This window comes from Xanthomonas sp. DAR 80977, assembly GCF_041240605.1.
GTDB classification, from domain to species: Bacteria; Pseudomonadota; Gammaproteobacteria; order Xanthomonadales; family Xanthomonadaceae; genus Xanthomonas_A; species Xanthomonas_A bundabergensis.
This window is the reverse complement of the sequence record NZ_CP162487.1, coordinates 3265028-3282689: the sequence shown is the minus strand read 5'-3', so window position 1 is coordinate 3282689 and position 17662 is coordinate 3265028. Positions and strand designations below refer to the sequence as shown.

General features: G+C 68.7%; 11 protein-coding genes. 6 read left to right on the top strand and 5 right to left on the bottom strand.

Annotated features, from left to right (window positions below):
• The first annotated feature begins 7 nt into the window (after positions 1-7).
• From AB3X10_RS13850 to AB3X10_RS13825, 6 genes are all read left to right on the top strand, one after another.
• Entirely contained in the window at positions 8-2983 is a 2976-nt protein-coding gene (locus tag AB3X10_RS13850; RefSeq protein ID WP_369975673.1) for a TonB-dependent receptor, read from the top strand.
• Positions 2984-3088: 105 nt separating this feature from the next.
• Positions 3089-4711, top strand: coding sequence for a glucoamylase family protein (locus AB3X10_RS13845; protein WP_369975671.1), 1623 nt, complete (start codon positions 3089-3091; stop codon positions 4709-4711).
• A complete protein-coding gene (locus tag AB3X10_RS13840; RefSeq protein ID WP_369975669.1) occupies positions 4708-6015 on the top strand; it encodes a sugar ABC transporter substrate-binding protein in 1308 nt (435 codons plus the stop codon). Before AB3X10_RS13845 ends, AB3X10_RS13840 begins: the two co-directional genes overlap by 4 nt.
• Positions 6012-6893, top strand: coding sequence for a carbohydrate ABC transporter permease (locus AB3X10_RS13835; RefSeq protein ID WP_369975668.1), 882 nt, complete (start codon positions 6012-6014; stop codon positions 6891-6893). Before AB3X10_RS13840 ends, AB3X10_RS13835 begins: the two co-directional genes overlap by 4 nt.
• Positions 6890-7726 carry a carbohydrate ABC transporter permease gene (locus tag AB3X10_RS13830; RefSeq protein ID WP_145700468.1) on the top strand — a complete coding sequence of 279 codons (837 nt, stop codon included), beginning with the start codon at positions 6890-6892 and terminating at the stop codon, positions 7724-7726. Before AB3X10_RS13835 ends, AB3X10_RS13830 begins: the two co-directional genes overlap by 4 nt.
• A gap of 446 nt (positions 7727-8172) precedes the next feature.
• Complete coding sequence (locus AB3X10_RS13825; RefSeq protein WP_369975666.1) at positions 8173-11298, top strand: discoidin domain-containing protein; 3126 nt, start codon at positions 8173-8175, stop codon at positions 11296-11298.
• Between the two features lie 138 nt (positions 11299-11436).
• Here AB3X10_RS13825 and AB3X10_RS13820 read toward each other — a convergent pair whose 3' ends face one another.
• The 5 genes from AB3X10_RS13820 to zwf form a co-directional block, all read right to left on the bottom strand.
• Positions 11437-12093: a bifunctional 4-hydroxy-2-oxoglutarate aldolase/2-dehydro-3-deoxy-phosphogluconate aldolase gene (locus AB3X10_RS13820; protein WP_369975665.1), complete on the bottom strand. Its 657-nt coding sequence runs from the start codon at positions 12091-12093 to the stop codon at positions 11437-11439.
• A 100-nt stretch (positions 12094-12193) separates the two neighbouring features.
• Complete coding sequence (gene edd, locus AB3X10_RS13815; RefSeq protein WP_369975664.1) at positions 12194-14110, bottom strand: phosphogluconate dehydratase; 1917 nt, start codon at positions 14108-14110, stop codon at positions 12194-12196.
• A 130-nt stretch (positions 14111-14240) separates the two neighbouring features.
• A complete protein-coding gene (locus AB3X10_RS13810) occupies positions 14241-14960 on the bottom strand; it encodes a 6-phosphogluconolactonase (protein ID WP_369975662.1) in 720 nt (239 codons plus the stop codon).
• Positions 14957-15964, bottom strand: coding sequence for a glucokinase (gene glk, locus AB3X10_RS13805; protein WP_369975661.1), 1008 nt, complete (start codon positions 15962-15964; stop codon positions 14957-14959). The genes AB3X10_RS13810 and glk overlap by 4 nt, the downstream gene beginning before the upstream one ends.
• On the bottom strand, positions 15961-17424 hold the full coding sequence (gene zwf / locus AB3X10_RS13800) for a glucose-6-phosphate dehydrogenase (protein WP_369975659.1): 1464 nt from the start codon (positions 17422-17424) through the stop codon (positions 15961-15963). The genes glk and zwf overlap by 4 nt, the downstream gene beginning before the upstream one ends.
• Positions 17425-17662 lie beyond the last annotated feature (238 nt).

Sequence of the window (17662 nt, the reverse complement as noted above, 5' to 3'; positions counted from 1 at the left end):
GGGTTTCATGAAACACCACATCCAATCGACGTGCCGGCCGCAACGCAGCGTACTCGCCTGCGCCCTGGCCGGCTGTTTGCTGCTCGCCGCCGCACCGGCGTTCGCGCAGAGCACCGCGGCCACCATCCGCGGCCAGGTGACGGTCGATGCCGCACCGGCCGGCAGCGCGAAGGTGACCGCGACCAACGTGGCCACCGGCTTCAGCCGCAGCGTCCAGACCGGCGCGTCGGGCAGCTATTCGGTGGCGGGCCTGCCGCCGGGCACCTACCGCGTCGACGTGCAGTCCGGCGACAGCACCAGCAGCCAGACCGTCACCGTGCAGGTCGGCCAGGCGGCGACGCTGAATCTCGGCGTCGGCGGCGCGGCCGCCAGCGCCGGCGGCAATGCCACCACCCTGGACACCGTGCAGGTCACCGCACCGCTGGCGGTGGAGACCAAGACCTCCGAGGTGGCCACCTACGTCACCACGCGCCAGATCGAGGCCTTGCCGCAGAGCTCGCGCAACTTCCTGGCCTTCGCCGACACCGTGCCCGGCATGGTGTTCGAGACCAGCCCCAGCGACGGTTCGACCAAGCTGCAGTCCGGCGCGCAGAGCGCGAACAACATCAACGTGTTCATCGACGGCGTCGGCCAGAAGAACTACGTGCTGGCCGGCGGCATCACCGGGCAGGACTCCAGTCGCGGCAATCCGTTCCCGCAGCTGGCGATCGGCGAATACAAGGTCATCACCTCCAACTACAAGGCCGAGTACGACCAGCTGAGCAGCGCGGCGGTGTCGGCGGTGACCCGCTCCGGCGGCAACGATTTCCACGGCAGCTTCTTCTGGGACTACAGCAATTCCGATTGGCGCGCCGCGCGCGAGAGCGAGAAGGCGCAGGGCAGCAAGGACCGTTCCAAGGACGAGCAGTACGGGTTCTCGTTCGGCGGCCCGATCGTCAAGGACGTGGCGCACTTCTTCGTGACCTACGAGGGCAAGGACTACTCCGCGCCGCAAGACGTGTATCCGGGCCAGGGCTATACCGTGGCCGAACTGCCGGCGTCGGTGCAGCCGTCGGTGCGCAACAGCAGCGTGCCGTTCCACGAGGACCTGTACTTCGGCAAGATCGACTGGTCGGTCGACGACAACAACCTGCTGGAACTCACCGCCAAGCGCCGCGAGGAAACCGGCCTGGGCAACGTCGGCGCGCAGAACACCGAGTCCTATGCCACCGACAGCAAGGTGGACGAGACCCGGATCGACCTGCGCTGGCAGCTGACCATGGGCGACTGGCTCAACGACGCGCACCTGACCTACGAGAAGGCGTTCTGGTCGCTGGAGCCGAAGAACTTCGGCGACGGCTACGTGCTGACCGACGGCGCGGGCAACACCGGCAACGTGATCCTGGCCACCGGCGCAGGTTCGGGCGGCTACCAGCACAAGGGCCAGAAGGGCCACTCGTTCCAGGACGACCTGACCTTCTCCGGCTGGGAAGGCCACACCCTGAAGATGGGCGTGAAGTACAAGCAGGTCGAACTGAGCACGCTCGAGCAGCAGCCCTACAACCCGCAGTACTACTACGACATCAACGACAGCACCACGGTGCCGTACTACATCAGCTTCGCCTCCGGCCTCACCGGCACCAGCCAGGGGGCGCTGACCTCCAAGAACAAGCAGTTCGGCATCTACTTCCAGGACGACTGGGAGGCCACCGAGCGGCTGACCCTGAACCTGGGCCTGCGCTGGGACTACGAGAAGACGCCGGGCTACCTGAACTACGTGACCGATCCGGACGTGGTGGCGGCGATCTACGGCCAGGACCCGAACGCGCCGGCCGGCCAGACCTATGCGCAGACGCTGGCGCTGGGCGGGATCGACATCTCCAACTACATCAGCGACGGCAGCAACCGGCACGCGTTCAAGGATGCGTGGCAGCCGCGCCTGGGCTTCTCCTACGACCTGTCCGGCGACCAGAAGCACGTGGTGTTCGGCGGCGCCGGGCGTTCCTACGACCGCAACCTGTTCGACTACCTGGCGCTGGAGCAGACCAAGGCCACCTACGGCAGCTACGGCTATTCGGTCAACACCGCCGCGCATCCCTGCACGGTCGGCGTCAACAATTGCCTGGAGTGGGACGATTCGCTGCTGCAGCAGTCCACGCTCGACGGGCTGGTGGCGAACAACTCGGCGGCCGGCCGCGAGGTCGATCTGCTGGCCAACAACCTGAAGGTGCCGTATTCGGACCAGTTCAGCCTCGGCATCCGCGACACCTTCCAGATGCTGGGCCACGACTGGAACAGTTCGGTGACCTTGCAGCGCATCGTGTCCAAGGACGGCCTGGTGTTCCTGCTCGGCAACCGCCGCCCGGACGGCAGCTTCTTCGAGGCGGGCACCATTTCCGGCTCGCCGTGGGACTACGGCGTGCCCGGCTACGGTTCGCTGATCCTGGGCATGAACGGCCTGGAGACGCGCAACAACTCGCTGCTGCTGAGCCTGGAGAAGCCGTACACCTCCGAATCGCCGTGGAGCGTGAACTTCGCCTACACCTACAGCAACGCCAAGGAGAACCGGCAGTTCGGCGAGCACTATGCGCTGGACTACCCGACGCTGTCGGACTACGGCTGGTTCACCTCCGGCGGCGTCGCGCGGCACCGCCTGGTGATCAGCGGCGTCGCCGACGGCCCGTGGGACACCACGTTCTCCGGCAAGCTGACCCTGTCCACGCCGGAGTACTACTACACCACCTATTGCCCGTCGGACGGGCAGTGCCGCATCCGCCAGTTCCACCCCGACACCACGCTGGGCATCAAGCAGCTGGACCTGGCCGCGCAGAAGGTGTGGGACACCGGGTCCAGCGTGAAGCTGAAGATGCGCCTGGATGTGCTGAACGTCTTCAACTGGAAGAACTACGACTCGTACAGCGTCAATTGGGACACCGGCACCTTCACCGGCTACGACCAGTACGCGACCCGTACCGCAAAGCTGTCGCTGGGCCTGGACTGGTAGGCGCTTTGCCGCGGCCGCCCTGGAATGTCAGGGTGGTCGCGGCGATGCGGGAAATAGGATAATTTCGCACATGCATGTAAACGATTTCACAGGGGTGTCGAAAGCATGAAACTGGGTAGCCTCGCACGCTTACCATTGGTCCTGCTGCTGGCGACGGCGACGTTGCTGGCATCCTGCAAGAAAACCGAGGAGCCGGCCGTTGCGGACAAGAAGCCGGTCAAAGTGATCCTCATCGAAGCCGAGCTCCCCCCCAAATTGCTCAAGCCCGAGTTGCCGCCCCTGTTCGACGATATCGAACGGCGCACCTTCCAGTTCTTCTGGGACACCACCAACGAGCAGAACGGCATGGCGGTGGACCGCTACCCGTCGCGTCCGTTCGCCAGCATCGCCTCCATCGGCTTTGCGCTCACCGTCTATCCGATCGGCTACGAGAACGGCTGGATCAGCCGCGAGCAGGCGGTGCAGCGCACCCTGACCACGCTGCGCTTCCTGCGCGACGTGCCGGTCGGCCCGCAGCGCACCGGCCGCGCCGGCTACAAGGGCTTCTACTACCACTTCCTGGACATGCAGAAAGGCCTGCGCTACGACCAGTGGGTGGAGCTGTCGACCGTGGACACCGCGCTGCTGATGATGGGCGTGCTGTTCGCGCAGTCCTACTACGAAGGCAACACCGCCGACGAGCAGGAGATCCGCCAGATCGCCGACACGCTGTACCGCCGCGTGGACTGGAAGTGGATGCAGCAGCGCAAGCCGTTGATCACCATGGGCTGGTATCCCGAGCGCGGCTTCATCCAGCACGACTGGATGGGCTACAACGAAGGCATGATGGTCTACCTGCTGGCGCTGGGCTCGCCGACCCATGCGGTGGAGCCGGACGCCTGGCAGGAATGGACGCGCACCTACAACAAGGACTGGGGCGTGTACTACGGCCAGGAATACCTGGCGTTCGGCCCCTTGTTCGCGCACCAGTACAACCATGTCTGGATCGACTTCCGCGACATCCAGGACCAGTACATGCGCGAACACGGCATCGACTACTTCCTCAACAGCCGCCGCGCCACGCTCGCCCAGCGCGAGTACGCCATCGACAACCCGATGAAGTGGAAGGAATACGGCGAGAACGTGTGGGGCCTGACCGCCAGCGACGGCCCGCAGAACACCACCCAGGACTACCGCGGCGAACAGCGCCAGTTCTTCCACTACCGCACCCGCGGCGCCGGCCTGTTCGAGGCCTTCGACGACGGCACCATCGCGCCGACCGCGGCGGTGTCCTCGATCGTGTTCGCGCCGGAAGTGGTGATCCCGGCGACCCAGGAGATGCACAAGCGCTTCGGCGACTACATCTATTCCAGCTACGGCTTCCTGGATTCGTTCAATCCCAGCTTCAACTACGATATCCCGCTCAAGACCGGGCGCATGCTGCCCAACCGCGGCTGGGTCGCCGGCGACTACATCGGCATCGACCAGGGCGCGATCGTGACGATGATCGCCAACTACCGCAACGAGTTCGTCTGGAACGTGATGAAGAAGAACAAGTACCTGCGCACCGGCCTGGAGCGCGCCGGCTTCAGCGGCGGCTGGCTGACCCCGGAAGGCGAGACGCAACCGGTGCCGAAGAAGGACGAGCAGGCCGCCACGGCGCGCGCGCTCGGCATCGCCGAGTCGCGTGCCGCGTCCGCCGAGGCGCAGCAAAATCCCGCGCAGCGCCAACCGCAGAATCCGGAATGAGCGCATTGCCGATCGGCCGTTGGGTGTCGCTGGGCCTGCTGGTGCTGGCCGTGTGCGGTTGCGCGCGCACACCGCAGGGCGAGGTGGTGCGGTTCTGGGCGATGGGCCGCGAGGCCGAGGTGGTGGCCGAGCTGATCCCGGAGTTCGAGAAGGAGAACCCCGGCATCCACGTGGACATCCAGAACATCCCGTGGACCGCCGCGCACGAGAAGCTGCTGACCGCGTTCGCCGCCGACGGGCTGCCGGACGTGTGCCAGCTCGGCAACACCTGGATCCCCGAGTTCGCCGCGCTGGACACCTTGCAGCCGCTGCAGCCCTACGTCGACCGCTCCAAGGTGGTCGATCCCAAGGACTACTTCGCCGGCATATGGGACACCAGCGTCATCGACGGCCAGCTGTACGGGGTGCCGTGGTACGTGGACACGCGCCTGCTGTTCTACCGCAAGGACATGCTGAAAGAAGCCGGCGTGGACAAGCTGCCGCAGACCTGGGCCGAGTGGGAGCAGGCCATGGCCGCGGTGAAGCAGCATGTCGGGCCGAAGCGCTACGCGATCCTGATGCCGATCAACGAATTCGAGCAGCAGCTGTCGCTGGGCCTGCAGCTGGACGATCCGCTGCTGCGCGACCACAACAACTACGGCAATTTCCGCAGCCCCGGCTTCCGCAAGGCGCTGGGCTTCTACGCCAACATGTTCGAGCAGGGCTGGGCGCCGAAGATGTCCGAGACCCAGATCTCCAACGTGTGGGACGAGTTCTTCAACGGCTTCTACGCGTTCTACATCTCCGGGCCGTGGAACATCCGCGAGTTCCGCAAGCTGGAGCCGGCGGCGCTGAAAGGGCAGTGGGGCACGATGCCGCTGCCGGGTCCCGACGGCCCGGGCGCCGGCATCGCCGGCGGCACCAGCCTGGTGATCTTCCGCAAGTCGCAGCAGAAGGACGCGGCGTGGAAGCTGATCGAGTTCCTGTCGCGGCCGCAGACCCAGGCGCGCTTCCATGCGCTGATCGGCGACATGCCGCCGCGGCGCAGCACCTGGGAATATCCGTCGCTGGCCAACGATCCGCTGGCGCATGCGTTCCGCGACCAGCTGGAGCGGGTCAAGCCGGCGCCGAAGGTGCTGGAATGGGAGCGCATCGTGCAGGAGATGCGGCTGGTCACCGAGCGCGTGGTGCGCGGCGGCGAAAGCCAGGAGAAGGCGGTGCAGGACCTGGACAAGCGCGTGGACGAGATCCTGGAGAAGCGGCGCTGGATCTACCAGCAGCAGCATCCGCAGGCGGCGCCGGCCGCTGCGGGAGCGGCGCCATGAAGCGCGGTTCCCTGGTCGGCTGGCTGTTCGCCGGGCCGGCGCTGATCGTGATCGGCGTGTTCTTCGGCCTGCCGGTGCTGTCGGCGCTGGCGCTGAGCGTCACCGACTTCGACCTGTACGCGCTGGCCGACAGCAACCACCTGCGCTTCGTCGGCTTCGGCAACTACATCGAGTTGCTGCAGACGCAGATGTTCTGGAAGTCGCTGTGGAACACCACCTACTTCGTCATCGTCGGCGTGCCGCTGTCGATCGGCGCCTCGCTGGGCGCGGCGCTGCTGCTCAACGCGCCGGTGGCGCGGTTCAAGGCGCTGTTCCGCACTGCCTTGTTCGCGCCGGTGGTGACCACGCTGGTGGCGGTGGCGGTGATCTGGCGCTACCTGTTCCACACCAGCTACGGCCTGGTCAACTACGGCCTGAGCCACCTGGGCATCGGCCCGATCGACTGGCTCGGCGACCCGCACTGGGCGATGCCGACGATCATGCTGTTCGCGGTGTGGAAGAACTTCGGCTACAACATGGTGATCTTCCTGGCCGGCCTGCAGGGCATCCCGCAGGACCTGTACGAAGCGGCGCGCATCGACGGCGCGTCGAAGTGGCGGCAGTTCCTGCACATCACCCTGCCGATGCTGGGGCCGGTGCTGCTGGTGGTCGGGGTGATCACCGTGTCCGGCTACTTCCAGCTGTTCGCCGAACCCTACGTGATGACCCGTGGCGACCCGCTGCAAAGCACGGTCAGCGTGCTGTACTTCATGTTCGAGGAAGGCTTCAAGTGGTGGAACCTCGGCCGCGCGTCGGCGGTGGCGTTCCTGCTGTTCCTGATCATCCTGGGAGTGACCTCCGTGATGCTGCGCTTCGGCCGCAAGAAGGACCTGGTATGAGCCGCGAAATCGGTGCGTCGCGCTGGAACGCGGTGCTGGTCAACGGCGGGCTGCTGGTGCTGGCGCTGGTCAGCCTGGCGCCGCTGCTGTGGATGCTGTCGGTGTCGTTCATGCCGGCCGGGCAGGCCAGCCGCTTCCCGCCGCCGCTGCTGCCGACCGGCCCGACCCTGGCCAACTACGGCGAGCTGTTCTCGCGCACCGGCATGGCGCGCAACTTCGCCAACAGCCTGCTGGTGTCGTGCGCGATCACGCTCGGCTCGCTGCTGGTCAACACCATGGCCGGCTATGCGTTCGCCAAGCTGCGCTTCGTCGGCAAGGAGCGGATCTTCCAGGTCCTGCTGGCGGCGCTGGTGATCCCGGCGCAGGTGGCGATGCTGCCGCTGTTCCTGCTGATGAAGCAGCTGCACCTGGTCAACAACTTCGGCGGGGTGGTGGTGCCGGCGCTGGCGACGGTGTTCGGCATCTTCCTGGTGCGGCAGTACGCGCGCTCGATCCCGGACGAACTGCTGGAGGCGGCGCGCATCGACGGCGCCGGCGAGCTGCGCATCTTCTTCCAGATCGTGCTGCCGATGCTCAAGCCGGTGCTGGTGACGCTGACCATCTTCACCTTCATGGCCGCGTGGAACGACTTCATGTGGCCGCTGATCGTGCTGACCGACCAGGAGCACTACACCTTGCCGGTGGCGCTGGCGGCGCTGTCGCGCGAGCACATCATGGACGTGGAGATGATGATGGCCGGCGCGGTGGTGACGGTGATCCCGGTGCTGGCGCTGTTCCTGGCGCTGCAGCGCTACTACATCCAGGGCCTGTTGCTGGGAAGCGTGAAGGGGTGAGGGAACGCGTTTGCGAGCCACTGGCTCGCGCATTCCCGAACGCCCGGCCATGGATGGCCGGGCCGGACGTTCTGGAGTGCGAGTGTCACGCCACGGATGGCAGCGGTTCTGCCGATCATGAAGCGCCACTGGCGCGCGTTGCGCCGAACGCCTGGCCATGGATGGCCAGGCCGGGTTGTCCGGAGCCGATCAGTTGCGCCAGGGATGGCATGGGAAAGATGCGAGTGCGGCGACGCGTTTGCGAGCCATTGGCTCGCGCGTTCCCGAACGCTTGGCATCGCTCCGCGCCAGGTCATGGGCGATGATTGGGGATGTACCTGTAGGAGGGGCTTCAGCCCCGACGCCTTGCCGGTAACGCGTCGGGGTTGAACCCCTCCTGCAAAAAAGCCAACGACACAACGGGGACGAGGTCTATGACGGGAGCGGCGATGACGAGCAGACGGTGGATGACGGCCATCCTGGGCCTGGCGGCGGCACAGGCCTTCGCCGCGGCGCCGACCGCGCCGGTGCCGCTGGACGGCTTCAACAACCTGGACAACTGGCAGATCGTCGTCTCCAACCAGGTCACCGCCTCGACCCGGCTGGTGCAGGCCGCCAGCGGCGGCCGCGCCAAGGCGATCTGCCTGGACTACGACTTCAACGGCGTCTCCGGCTACGCCGGCATCCGCCGCGCGATCCCGATCGAGTATCCGGACAACTACCAGCTCTCGTTCCAGCTGCGCGGCGATTCGCCGAGCAACGACCTGCAGTTCAAGCTGGTCGACGCCAGCGGCGACAACGTGTGGTGGGTCAACCGCCCGCGCTACGAATTCCCCAAGCAATGGAGCACGGTCAGCTTCAAGAAGCGGCAGATCGACAAGGCCTGGGGGCCGAGCCCGGACAAGGAACTCAAGCGCAGCGCGCAGGTCGAGTTCACCATCTACAACCAGGTCGGCGGCAAGGGCACGGTGTGCTTCGACCAGCTGGCGCTGACCCCGCTGCCGCCGCAGGACACCTCGCCGCTGGCGGTGAAGGTCAGTGCCGACACCGCGCCGGCGCTGGAGCAGCGCATCGCCGACGGCAAGGCGGACACCGTGTGGTACAGCGGCAACGCCAAGACCCAGACGATCATGCTCGACCTGGGCAAGGTGCGCGAGTTCGGCGGCGCCAAGCTGCAGTGGGCGCCGGGCGTGTACGCCTCGCGCTACAAGGTGCAGGGCTCGGCCGACGGCCGCAGCTGGCGCGAGCTGCGCACCGTCACCGCCGGCAACGGCGGCACCGACTGGTTGCCGATGCCCGAGACCGAGGCGCGCTACGTGCGCATCGACCTGGAGGATGGCCCCAGCTTCCGCTACGGCATCGCCGACATCGCGCTGCAGCCGCTGGCCTTCGCCGCGACCCCGAACGACTTCGTCAAGTCGGTGGCCGCCGATTCCACCCGCGGCTGGTTCCCGCGCGGGTTCAGCGGCGAGCAGCCATACTGGACCATCGTCGGCCTGGACGGCGGCCGCGAGCAGGGCCTGGTCGGCGAGGACGGCGCGATCGAAGTGGGCAAGGGCGGCTTCAGCATCGAGCCGTTCCTGCTGCTGGACGGCAAGCGCCTGAGCTGGGCCGACGTGAAGACCGCACAGAGCCTGCAGGACGACTACCTGCCGATCCCCAGCGTGGACTGGAGCCACGACAACGCCGGCCTGCGCATCACCGCCTTCGTGCAGGGCACGCCGGAGCAGGCGCAGCTGGTGGCGCGCTACCGGCTCAGCAACCCGAGCAAGAAGCCGCACGACTACACCCTGGCGCTGGCGGTGCGGCCGTTCCAGGTGAACCCGCCCAGCCAGTTCCTCAACACCGTCGGCGGGGTCAGCCCGATCCATCTGCTGGCGTTCGACGGCGCCCAGGTGCAGGTCAACGGCGAGCCGCGCGTGTTCGCGGTGCAGAAGCCCGACGCGGCCTATGCCACCGCGTTCGACGCCGGCATCGACATCGAGCGCCTGGCCGCCGACAGCGCCGCGCTGCCGCAGCAGGCGGCCGATGCCGACGGCCTGGCCTCGGGCGCGCTGCTGTACCGCGGGCGCCTGGCGCCGGGCGAAGTGCGCGAGGTGGCCCTGGTGATCCCGCAGACCGGCGCGCAGGCGCTGCCGTCCGGGTTCGATGCGGCGCGCGCGCAGCAACTGGTGGCCGAGCAGTGGCGCGAGAAGCTGGACCGGGTGCAGCTGCACGTGCCGGCCGAGGGCAAGGCGCTGGCCGACACCTTGCGCACCGCGCTGGCGCACATGCTGATCTCGCGGATCGGGCCGCGCCTGCAGCCGGGCACGCGCTCGTATTCGCGCAGCTGGATCCGCGACGGCGCGATGATCTCCGAAGGCCTGCTGCGCCTGGGCCGCGCCGACGTGGCGCGCGAGTACCTGGACTGGTACGCGCCGTACCAGTTCGCCAACGGCATGGTGCCGTGCTGCGTGGACGACCGCGGCAGCGACCCGGTGCCGGAGAACGACAGCCACGGCGAGCTGATCTTCGGCGTCGCCGACTACTACCGCTACAGCGGCGACCGCGCGTTCCTGGAGAAGATGTGGCCGCACGTGCTGGCCGCGTACGAGTACATGGAACAGCTGCGGCTGAGCGAGCGCACCGAAGACAACCGCGCGCGCAATCCGGCGTTCTACGGGATGATGCCGGTGTCGATCAGCCACGAAGGCTATTCGGCCAAGCCGATGCATTCGTACTGGGACAACTTCTGGGCGCTGCGCGGCTACAAGGACGCGGTGGCGATCGCCGCCGAGCTGGGCCGGGTCGACGATGCGGCGCGCTTCGCCGCCGCGCGCGACGAATTCCGCCAGGACCTGTACGCCTCGCTGCAGACCGCCACCCAGCAGCACCACATCGATTTCCTGCCGGGCTCGGCGGAGCTGGGCGATTTCGATCCCACCTCCACGACGATCGCGCTGGCGCCGGGCGGCGAGCAGGGACGGCTGCCGCCGCAACTGCTGGGCAACACCTTCGAGCGCTACTGGGGCGAGTTCGCCAGCCGCCGCGACGGCAAGCGCGAGTGGAAGGACTACACGCCGTACGAATGGCGCAACGTCGCCGCGTTCGTGCGCCTGGGCTGGCGCGAGCGCGCCTGGGACGCGACCCAGTTCTTCTTCAAGGATCGCGCGCCGCAGCCCTGGAACCAGTGGGCCGAGGTGGTGTCGCGCACGCCGCGCAAGCCGTTCTTCGTCGGCGACCTGCCGCATGCCTGGGTGGCGTCGGACTTCGTGCGCTCGGTGCTGGACATGTTCGCCTACGCGCGCGACATCGACGACAGCCTGGTGCTGGCGGCCGGCGTGCCGACCGCATGGTTCGACGGCAAGGGCGTCGCGATCCAGGACCTGCGCACCCCGCAGGGCGAGCTGAGCTACCAGCTGCGCCGGCAGAAGAACCGGCTGACCCTGGGCATCCGCGGCGGCCTGCGCGTGCCCAGCGGCGGCCTGGTACTGCCGTGGCCGTATCCGGGCGAACCCGGCCGCACCCTGGTCAACGGCGAAGCGGCGCAGTGGGAAAACGGCGAACTGCGGATCCGGTCGTTGCCGGCGGATGTGCAGATCGAGGTGCGGTGAGGCTGGGATTCGGGATTGGGGATTCGGGATTCGTAAAAGCAAAAGCAAAAGCAAAAAAGCGCCGGCATGCCGGCGCTTTTTTTGTTTGTTTCCCGATCGCGGGGAACCGGGCTTTAGCGAATCCCGAATCCCGAATCCCTACTCGCGAATCCCGCGAACGATCGCCGCCGCCTTCGCCGCGCTCTCGCGCACCTTGTCCCACTCGCCGTTGGCCAGCCAGTCCTTCGGCACCATCCACGAGCCGCCGATGCAGACCACGTTCGGCTGCGCCAGGTACTCGGCGGCGGTGTTCTCGCCGATGCCGCCGGTGGGGCACAGCTTCAGGTCCGCCAGCGGGCCGGCCAGGCCCTTGAGCATGGCCAGGCCGCCGACCGCAGAGGCCGGGAACAGCTTGCACACGCGGAAGCCGCGCGCCATCAGCGCCAGCAGTTCGGTCGGGGTGGCCGCGCCCGGCACCACCGGCAACGGCGCGCGCGCCAGCGCGTCGGCCAGCGCCGGCGGCGTGCCCGGGGTGACGATGAAATCGGCGCCGGCGTCGATCGACTGCTGCAGCTGGGTCTCGCTGAGCACGGTGCCGGCGCCGATCTTGATGTCCGGCAGCTCGCGCTTGAGCATCGCCAGCGCTTCCATCGCCACCGGCGTGCGCAGGGTCAGCTCGATCGCCGGCAGCCCGCCTTCGAGCAGCGCGGCGGACACGCGGCGCGCCTCGTCCAGGCTGTGGACGGTGACGACCGGCAGGATGCCGGCGGCGCGCAGCAGGGTTTCGGCGGTGGTCTGGTGTTCGGCAATCGTCATGACGGTCTCGTGTTCGCGATGATGGCGGAGGCGCCGGCCGCATCCGGCCGGCGCAGGGGAGGCGAGGGCGGGTGCGGCACCGGTCGCGCCGCAGGCGGGGTTATGCGTCCTTTTCCTCGTGCGGCGCGGCGGCGGCTTGGCTGCCGCGGCCCAGGTCGTACTCGGCGTCGTAGTTCCAGTCGTCGCCGTCGGCGGCCGGCGGGCCGCAGGAGATCGAGATCGCACCCTGGTCGGCGGGACCGACCACGCGGCGGTTGATCGCGAACAGGTTGCGGCCGATGTCGTGCGCGGCCGGCGCGGTGTTCGGCGCCAGCGTGCGCGTCGCCCATTCGGCCGCATCGACCAGCACTTCCAGGGTGCCGGCCTCGCCGTCCAGGCGCACGATGTCGCCTTCGCGCACGCGCGCGATCGGGCCGCCGCGCGCCGCTTCCGGGGTCACGTGGATCGCCGCCGGGAACTTGCCCGAGGCGCCGGACAGGCGCCCGTCGGTGACCAGCGCCACGCGCCGGCCCTGGTTCTGCAGCAGGCCCAGCAACGGCGCCAGCGAGTGCAGTTCCGGCATGCCGTTGGCGCGCGGGCCCTGGTAGCGCAGCACCACCACGAAGTCGTGCGGCAGCACGCCGGCGGCGTGCAGCTTGTTCAAGGCCTGCGGCGCGTCGATCACCACCGCCGGCGCCTCGATGGTGCGGAACTCCGGCTTCACCGCCGACAGCTTGATCAGCGAGCGGCCGATATTGCCGCGCAGCAGGCGCAGCCCGCCCTGCGCCTCGAACGGGTTGGAGGCCGGGCGCACCACCGCCTCGTCGGCGCTCTTGGCCGGGCTCGGCACATAGGCCAGCGCGCCGTTCTGCACGCACGGCTCGTCGCCGTAGGCGCGCATGCCGCCGGGCACGATGGTGGTCAGGTCGTCGTGCATCAGGCCCGCGTCCATCAGTTCGCGGAACACGAAGCCCACGCCGCCGGCCGCGGCGAAATGGTTCACGTCGGCCTCGCCGTTGGGATACACGCGGGTCAGCAGCGGCACGATCTGCGACAGCTCGTCCAGGTCGTCCCAGGTCAGCACGATGCCGGCCGCGCGCGCCACCGCCACCCAGTGGATGGTGTGGTTGGTGGAGCCGCCGGTGGCCATCAGCGCGACCACCGCGTTGACGATCGCGCGCTCGTCGATCAGCCGGCCGAACGGGCGGAAATCGCTGCCCAGCGCGGTGATCCGCAGCGCACGCTCGGTGGCGTGCTGGGTCAGTGCATCGCGCAGCGGCGTGCCGGGATTGACGAACGAGGCGCCGGGCAGCTGCACGCCCATCGCTTCCAGCAGCACCTGGTTGGAATTGGCGGTGCCGTAGAAGGTGCAGGTGCCGGGCGCGTGGTAGGACGCCGATTCGGCGGCCAGCAGTTCCTCGCGGGTGGCCTGGCCGGCGGCGTAGCGCTCGCGCACCTCGGCCTTCTGCTTGTTGGGGATGCCCGGGGTCATCGGCCCGGCCGGCACGAACACCGCCGGCAGGTGGCCGAAGGCCAGCGCGCCGATCAGCAGGCCGGGCACGATCTTGTCGCACACGCCCAGGTAGATGGTGGTGTCGAACATGTCGTGGCTGAGCCCGATCGCGGTGGCCTGGGCGATCACGTCGCGCGAGAACAGCGACAGTTCCATGCCCGGCCGGCCCTGGGTCACGCCGTCGCACATCGCCGGCACGCCGCCGGCGACCTGCGCGGTGGCGCCCAGCGCGCGCGCGGTGCTGCGGATGATCTCGGGGTAATGCTCGAACGGCTGGTGCGCCGACAGCATGTCGTTGTAGGCGGTGACGATGCCCAGGTTCGGGGTGATCCCGCCTTCCAGCCGGCTCTTGTCGGTCGGGCCGCAGGCGGCGAAGCCGTGCGCCAGGTTGCCGCAGCTCAGGCGGCTGCGGAACGGGCCGTCGCGCAGCGCGGCGTCGATGCCGGCCAGGTAGGCGCGCCGCGACGGCGCACTGCGCTCGCGGATGCGTTCGGTGATCGCGTGGATTTTCGGATGCAGGCTCATTGGCTGAAGTGGCTATGAAGTGTGGGGGTGTAGTCGGGACCGGGGACTCGGGACTCGGGACTCGAAAGAGCGGGAATGCGGCAGCGCTGGGCTGTTCCGAATCCCGAATCCCGAATCCCCACTCCCGGCCTCACTCACACCAATGCACGCGCAAGCGCGCACCGGGCGTATCGAAGGCGACGCGGATCGGGAATTCGTGCGGGTCGCTGCCGGCCAGGGCGCGGTTGAGCACGTCCAGCTTCTGCTTGCCGCGCAGCAGCAGCATGCGCTGGCCGATCGGCGCCAGGCCGGCCGGGGTCAGGGTGATGCGCAGCGGCCAGGTGTTGGCGCCGGGGCAGCCGGTGGCGTCGAGTGCGGCGTAGGGCAGCGGATTGCCCAGCGCCTTGCCCAGGTCGGTGGCGCCGGGGAACAGCGAGGCGGTGTGGCCGTCGCCGCCCATGCCCAGCACCGCCATGCACGCGGCCGGCGCGTGCTGCGCATGCAGGTTGGCGGCGTGCACGCAGTCCTGCAGCGGCTTGCCGACCCGCACCAGCGGCTCGAAGCGCGCGCCTTCGGCACGCTCCAGGAAGCTCTGCCGGACCAGGTAGGCATTGCTGTCGCTGTCCTGCGGCGACAGCCAGCGTTCGTCGACCAGGCCCACTTCCAGCTTCGACCAGTCCAGCGGCAGCTCGGCCAGCGCCTGATATACCGGCGCCGGGGTGGTGCCGCCGGACAGCAGCAGGCGCGCGCCGCCGCGCCGCTCGATGTCCACGCGCAGCGCCTCGCCGATCTCGGCCGCCGCCGCATCGATCCATTCGTCGGGATCGTCGTAGCGGATCAGGGTGATGCGATCGGACAACGTGGGGCTCATGCAACGACTCCTGGGGATTGCCGTTCGGCATCGACCGCGTAGGCGGCGGCGCCGAGCAGACCGGGACGTGGGTGGATCACCGCCAGCGACGGTACCCGCGCCATGATCGACGAAAAGCGGCCCTTGTGCTCGAAGCGCTGGCGGAAGCCGGAGTGCTGCAGCGCGTCGAGCATCTTCGGCACCAGGCCGCCGGTCAGGAACACGCCGTCCCAGGCGCCCTGCACCAGCACCAGGTCGCCGGCGATGGCGCCGAACACCGCGCAGAACACGTCGATGGTGCGCATCGCGCGGTAGTCGCCCTGCGCGGCACGGGCGGTGATGTCCTCCGGCTGCAGCGGGCCGGGGTTGTCGCCGGCGATCTCGCTGAGCGCGCGATGGATGTTGACCAGGCCGGGGCCGCAGATCAGGCGTTCGTTGGAGACGCGGCCGAACTGCTGCGACAGCAGCTCGAGGATGCGGATCTCCTCGGGCGTGCCCGGCGGGAAGCTGACGTGGCCGCCCTCGGTCTCCAGCGGGAAGCAGCGGCCGCCGCGGGTCAGCAGGCCGCCGACGCCCAGGCCGGTGCCGGGGCCGATCACCGCGTAGTTGCGCGGCGTGGCCACCGGCGCCGGCTGCCACGCCGCGCCGCCGACCTGGACCACGTCCTGCGGCTGCAGCAGGCTGATCGCCATCGCCTGCGCGGCGAAGTCGTTGATCAGGTGCAGCTCGTCGAAGCCGAGCATGGCGCAGGTGCGCGAGCGCGAGATCACCCACGGGTGGTTGGTGATCCGCGCCTCGTCGCCGTCCACCCGCCCGGCCACGGCGAACACGCCGCTGCGCGCGTCCACGCCGGTCTGCTGCAGGTAGTGGCGCGCCGCGTCGCCCAGCGACGGGAACTCCACCACCGCGTAGGTCTGGGTGCTGTCGTCGAGCAACGGCGTGGACGCGTCCAGGTCGGCGAGCGCGAAGCGTGCGTTGGTGCCGCCGATGTCGGCGACCAGCACCGGCCGCAGCGGCGCGCTCATGGCGTGTCCCGCTGCACGGCGCTGGCGTCGTCGGCGGACACGTAGCGTTCGGCTTCCTGCGGCCCCCAGCTGCCGGCCGGGTAGGGCAGCAGCGGCAGTTGCGCCTGCGCCCAGGCGTCGCTGACGCTGTCGATCCAGGCCCAGGCTGCGCGCACTTCGTCGTCGCGCACGAACAGCGCGTGGTTGCCGTTGAGCGCATCCAGCATCAGCCGCTCGTAGGCGATGCGGCGGTGCAGGCCGGTCGGCACCGACAGCTCCAGTTCCAGCGGCTGCAGTTCCAGCGCGCCCCATTCCGGGCCGGCCAGGCTGCTCATCAGGCCCAGTTCGATGTTCTCCTGCGGCTGCAGCTGGAAGGTCAGCCGGTTCGGCGCCACGTGCTGCGCGTCGGGCCGCTCGAACAGCCAGTGGGTGACCGGCTTGAGCGTGACCACGATGCGCGTGGTGCGCTCGGCCAGGCGCTTGCCGGTGCACAGCCGGAACGGCACCCCGGCCCAGCGCCAGTTGTCGATGTAGGCGGTGACGCCGACGAAGGTTTCCACGTCGCTGCCTTCCGGCGGCTGGTAGGCCTGCGCCTGCTGGCCGTTGATGGTGCCGGCGGTGTAGCGCCCGCGCACGCTGTCGCGCGCGGCGTGCGCGGCGTGCAGCGGACGCAGCGCGCGCAGCACCTTGACCTTCTCGTCGCGGATGCGGTCCGCTTCCAGCGAGGCCGGCGGCTCCATCGCCACCAGGCACAGCAGCTGCAGGATATGGCTCTGGACCATGTCGCGCAGCGCGCCGGAACGCGCGTAGTAGGCGTCGCGGCCGTCCACGCCTTCGCTCTCGGCGACCAGGATCTCCACCGATTCGATGTAGTTGCGGTTCCACACCGCTTCCAGCAGGGTGTTGCCGAAGCGCAGCGCGATCAGGTTCTGCACCGCCGCCTTGCCCAGGTAGTGGTCCAGGCGGAACACCCGGTCCTCGTCGATCAGCGCGCCGATCGCCTGCAGGATCTCGCGCGCGCTGGCCGAGTCGTGGCCGATCGGCTTCTCCAGCATCAGCCGGTTCGGCGCGGCCAGCGCGCCGCCCAGGGCCAGGCCCTGGCAGGTGCTGATGTACAGCCCCGGCGGGATCGCCAGGTAGCTGACGCACTTGCGCGAGGCCAGCTCGCGCACCGCGTCGGCCACCGACTCCGCATTGCGCAGGTCCACCGAGCGGTAGTCGGTGCGGTCCAGCAGCGACTGGATGACCGCCTCGCTGACCTGCGGCATCGCCGCCTGCAGCCGCGGCTTGAGGATCTCGTGGAACTTGGCGGTGTCGTGCGGCGACAGCGCCAGCGCGCGGATGCGGAAGTCGTCCGGCAGGAAGCCGTCGTCGAGCATGCGCAGCAGCGACGGGAACAGGTAGCGCTGGGCCAGATCGCCGGTGGCGCCAAACAGCAGGAAGGTATCGTGCATCGACCGGTTTTCGGTTTCGGGTGACATTTCGTCGATCACCTGGGGGCTAGTAGTGACGTGGCGTTGGTAAACGAGCGGCGGGACCGGCCTGTATCCGTCCTGCAGCGCGCGCGGGGGCATAGCGAGTGTCGACCGCCAAGCGGGACCGCACGATCCGGAAGATGAATACGACTGCCAGACCTCTGAGCATACCTGTCTAATGCCTCAAGCATCAGGTCGGCGCTCGGCGCCCGCCGGGACGGCGGTGGCTGGCGGATCGCATCGC

Coding starts and splice junctions, on each gene's coding strand:
- AB3X10_RS13850 (WP_369975673.1), top strand. CDS start 8: ATGAAACACCACATCCAATCGACGTGCCGGCCGCAACGCAGCGTACTC.
- AB3X10_RS13845 (WP_369975671.1), top strand. CDS start 3,089: ATGAAACTGGGTAGCCTCGCACGCTTACCATTGGTCCTGCTGCTGGCG.
- AB3X10_RS13840 (WP_369975669.1), top strand. CDS start 4,708: ATGAGCGCATTGCCGATCGGCCGTTGGGTGTCGCTGGGCCTGCTGGTG.
- AB3X10_RS13835 (WP_369975668.1), top strand. CDS start 6,012: ATGAAGCGCGGTTCCCTGGTCGGCTGGCTGTTCGCCGGGCCGGCGCTG.
- AB3X10_RS13830 (WP_145700468.1), top strand. CDS start 6,890: ATGAGCCGCGAAATCGGTGCGTCGCGCTGGAACGCGGTGCTGGTCAAC.
- AB3X10_RS13825 (WP_369975666.1), top strand. CDS start 8,173: ATGACGGCCATCCTGGGCCTGGCGGCGGCACAGGCCTTCGCCGCGGCG.
- AB3X10_RS13820 (WP_369975665.1), bottom strand. CDS start 12,093: ATGACGATTGCCGAACACCAGACCACCGCCGAAACCCTGCTGCGCGCC.
- edd (WP_369975664.1), bottom strand. CDS start 14,110: ATGAGCCTGCATCCGAAAATCCACGCGATCACCGAACGCATCCGCGAG.
- AB3X10_RS13810 (WP_369975662.1), bottom strand. CDS start 14,960: ATGAGCCCCACGTTGTCCGATCGCATCACCCTGATCCGCTACGACGAT.
- glk (WP_369975661.1), bottom strand. CDS start 15,964: ATGAGCGCGCCGCTGCGGCCGGTGCTGGTCGCCGACATCGGCGGCACC.
- zwf (WP_369975659.1), bottom strand. CDS start 17,424: ATGTCACCCGAAACCGAAAACCGGTCGATGCACGATACCTTCCTGCTG.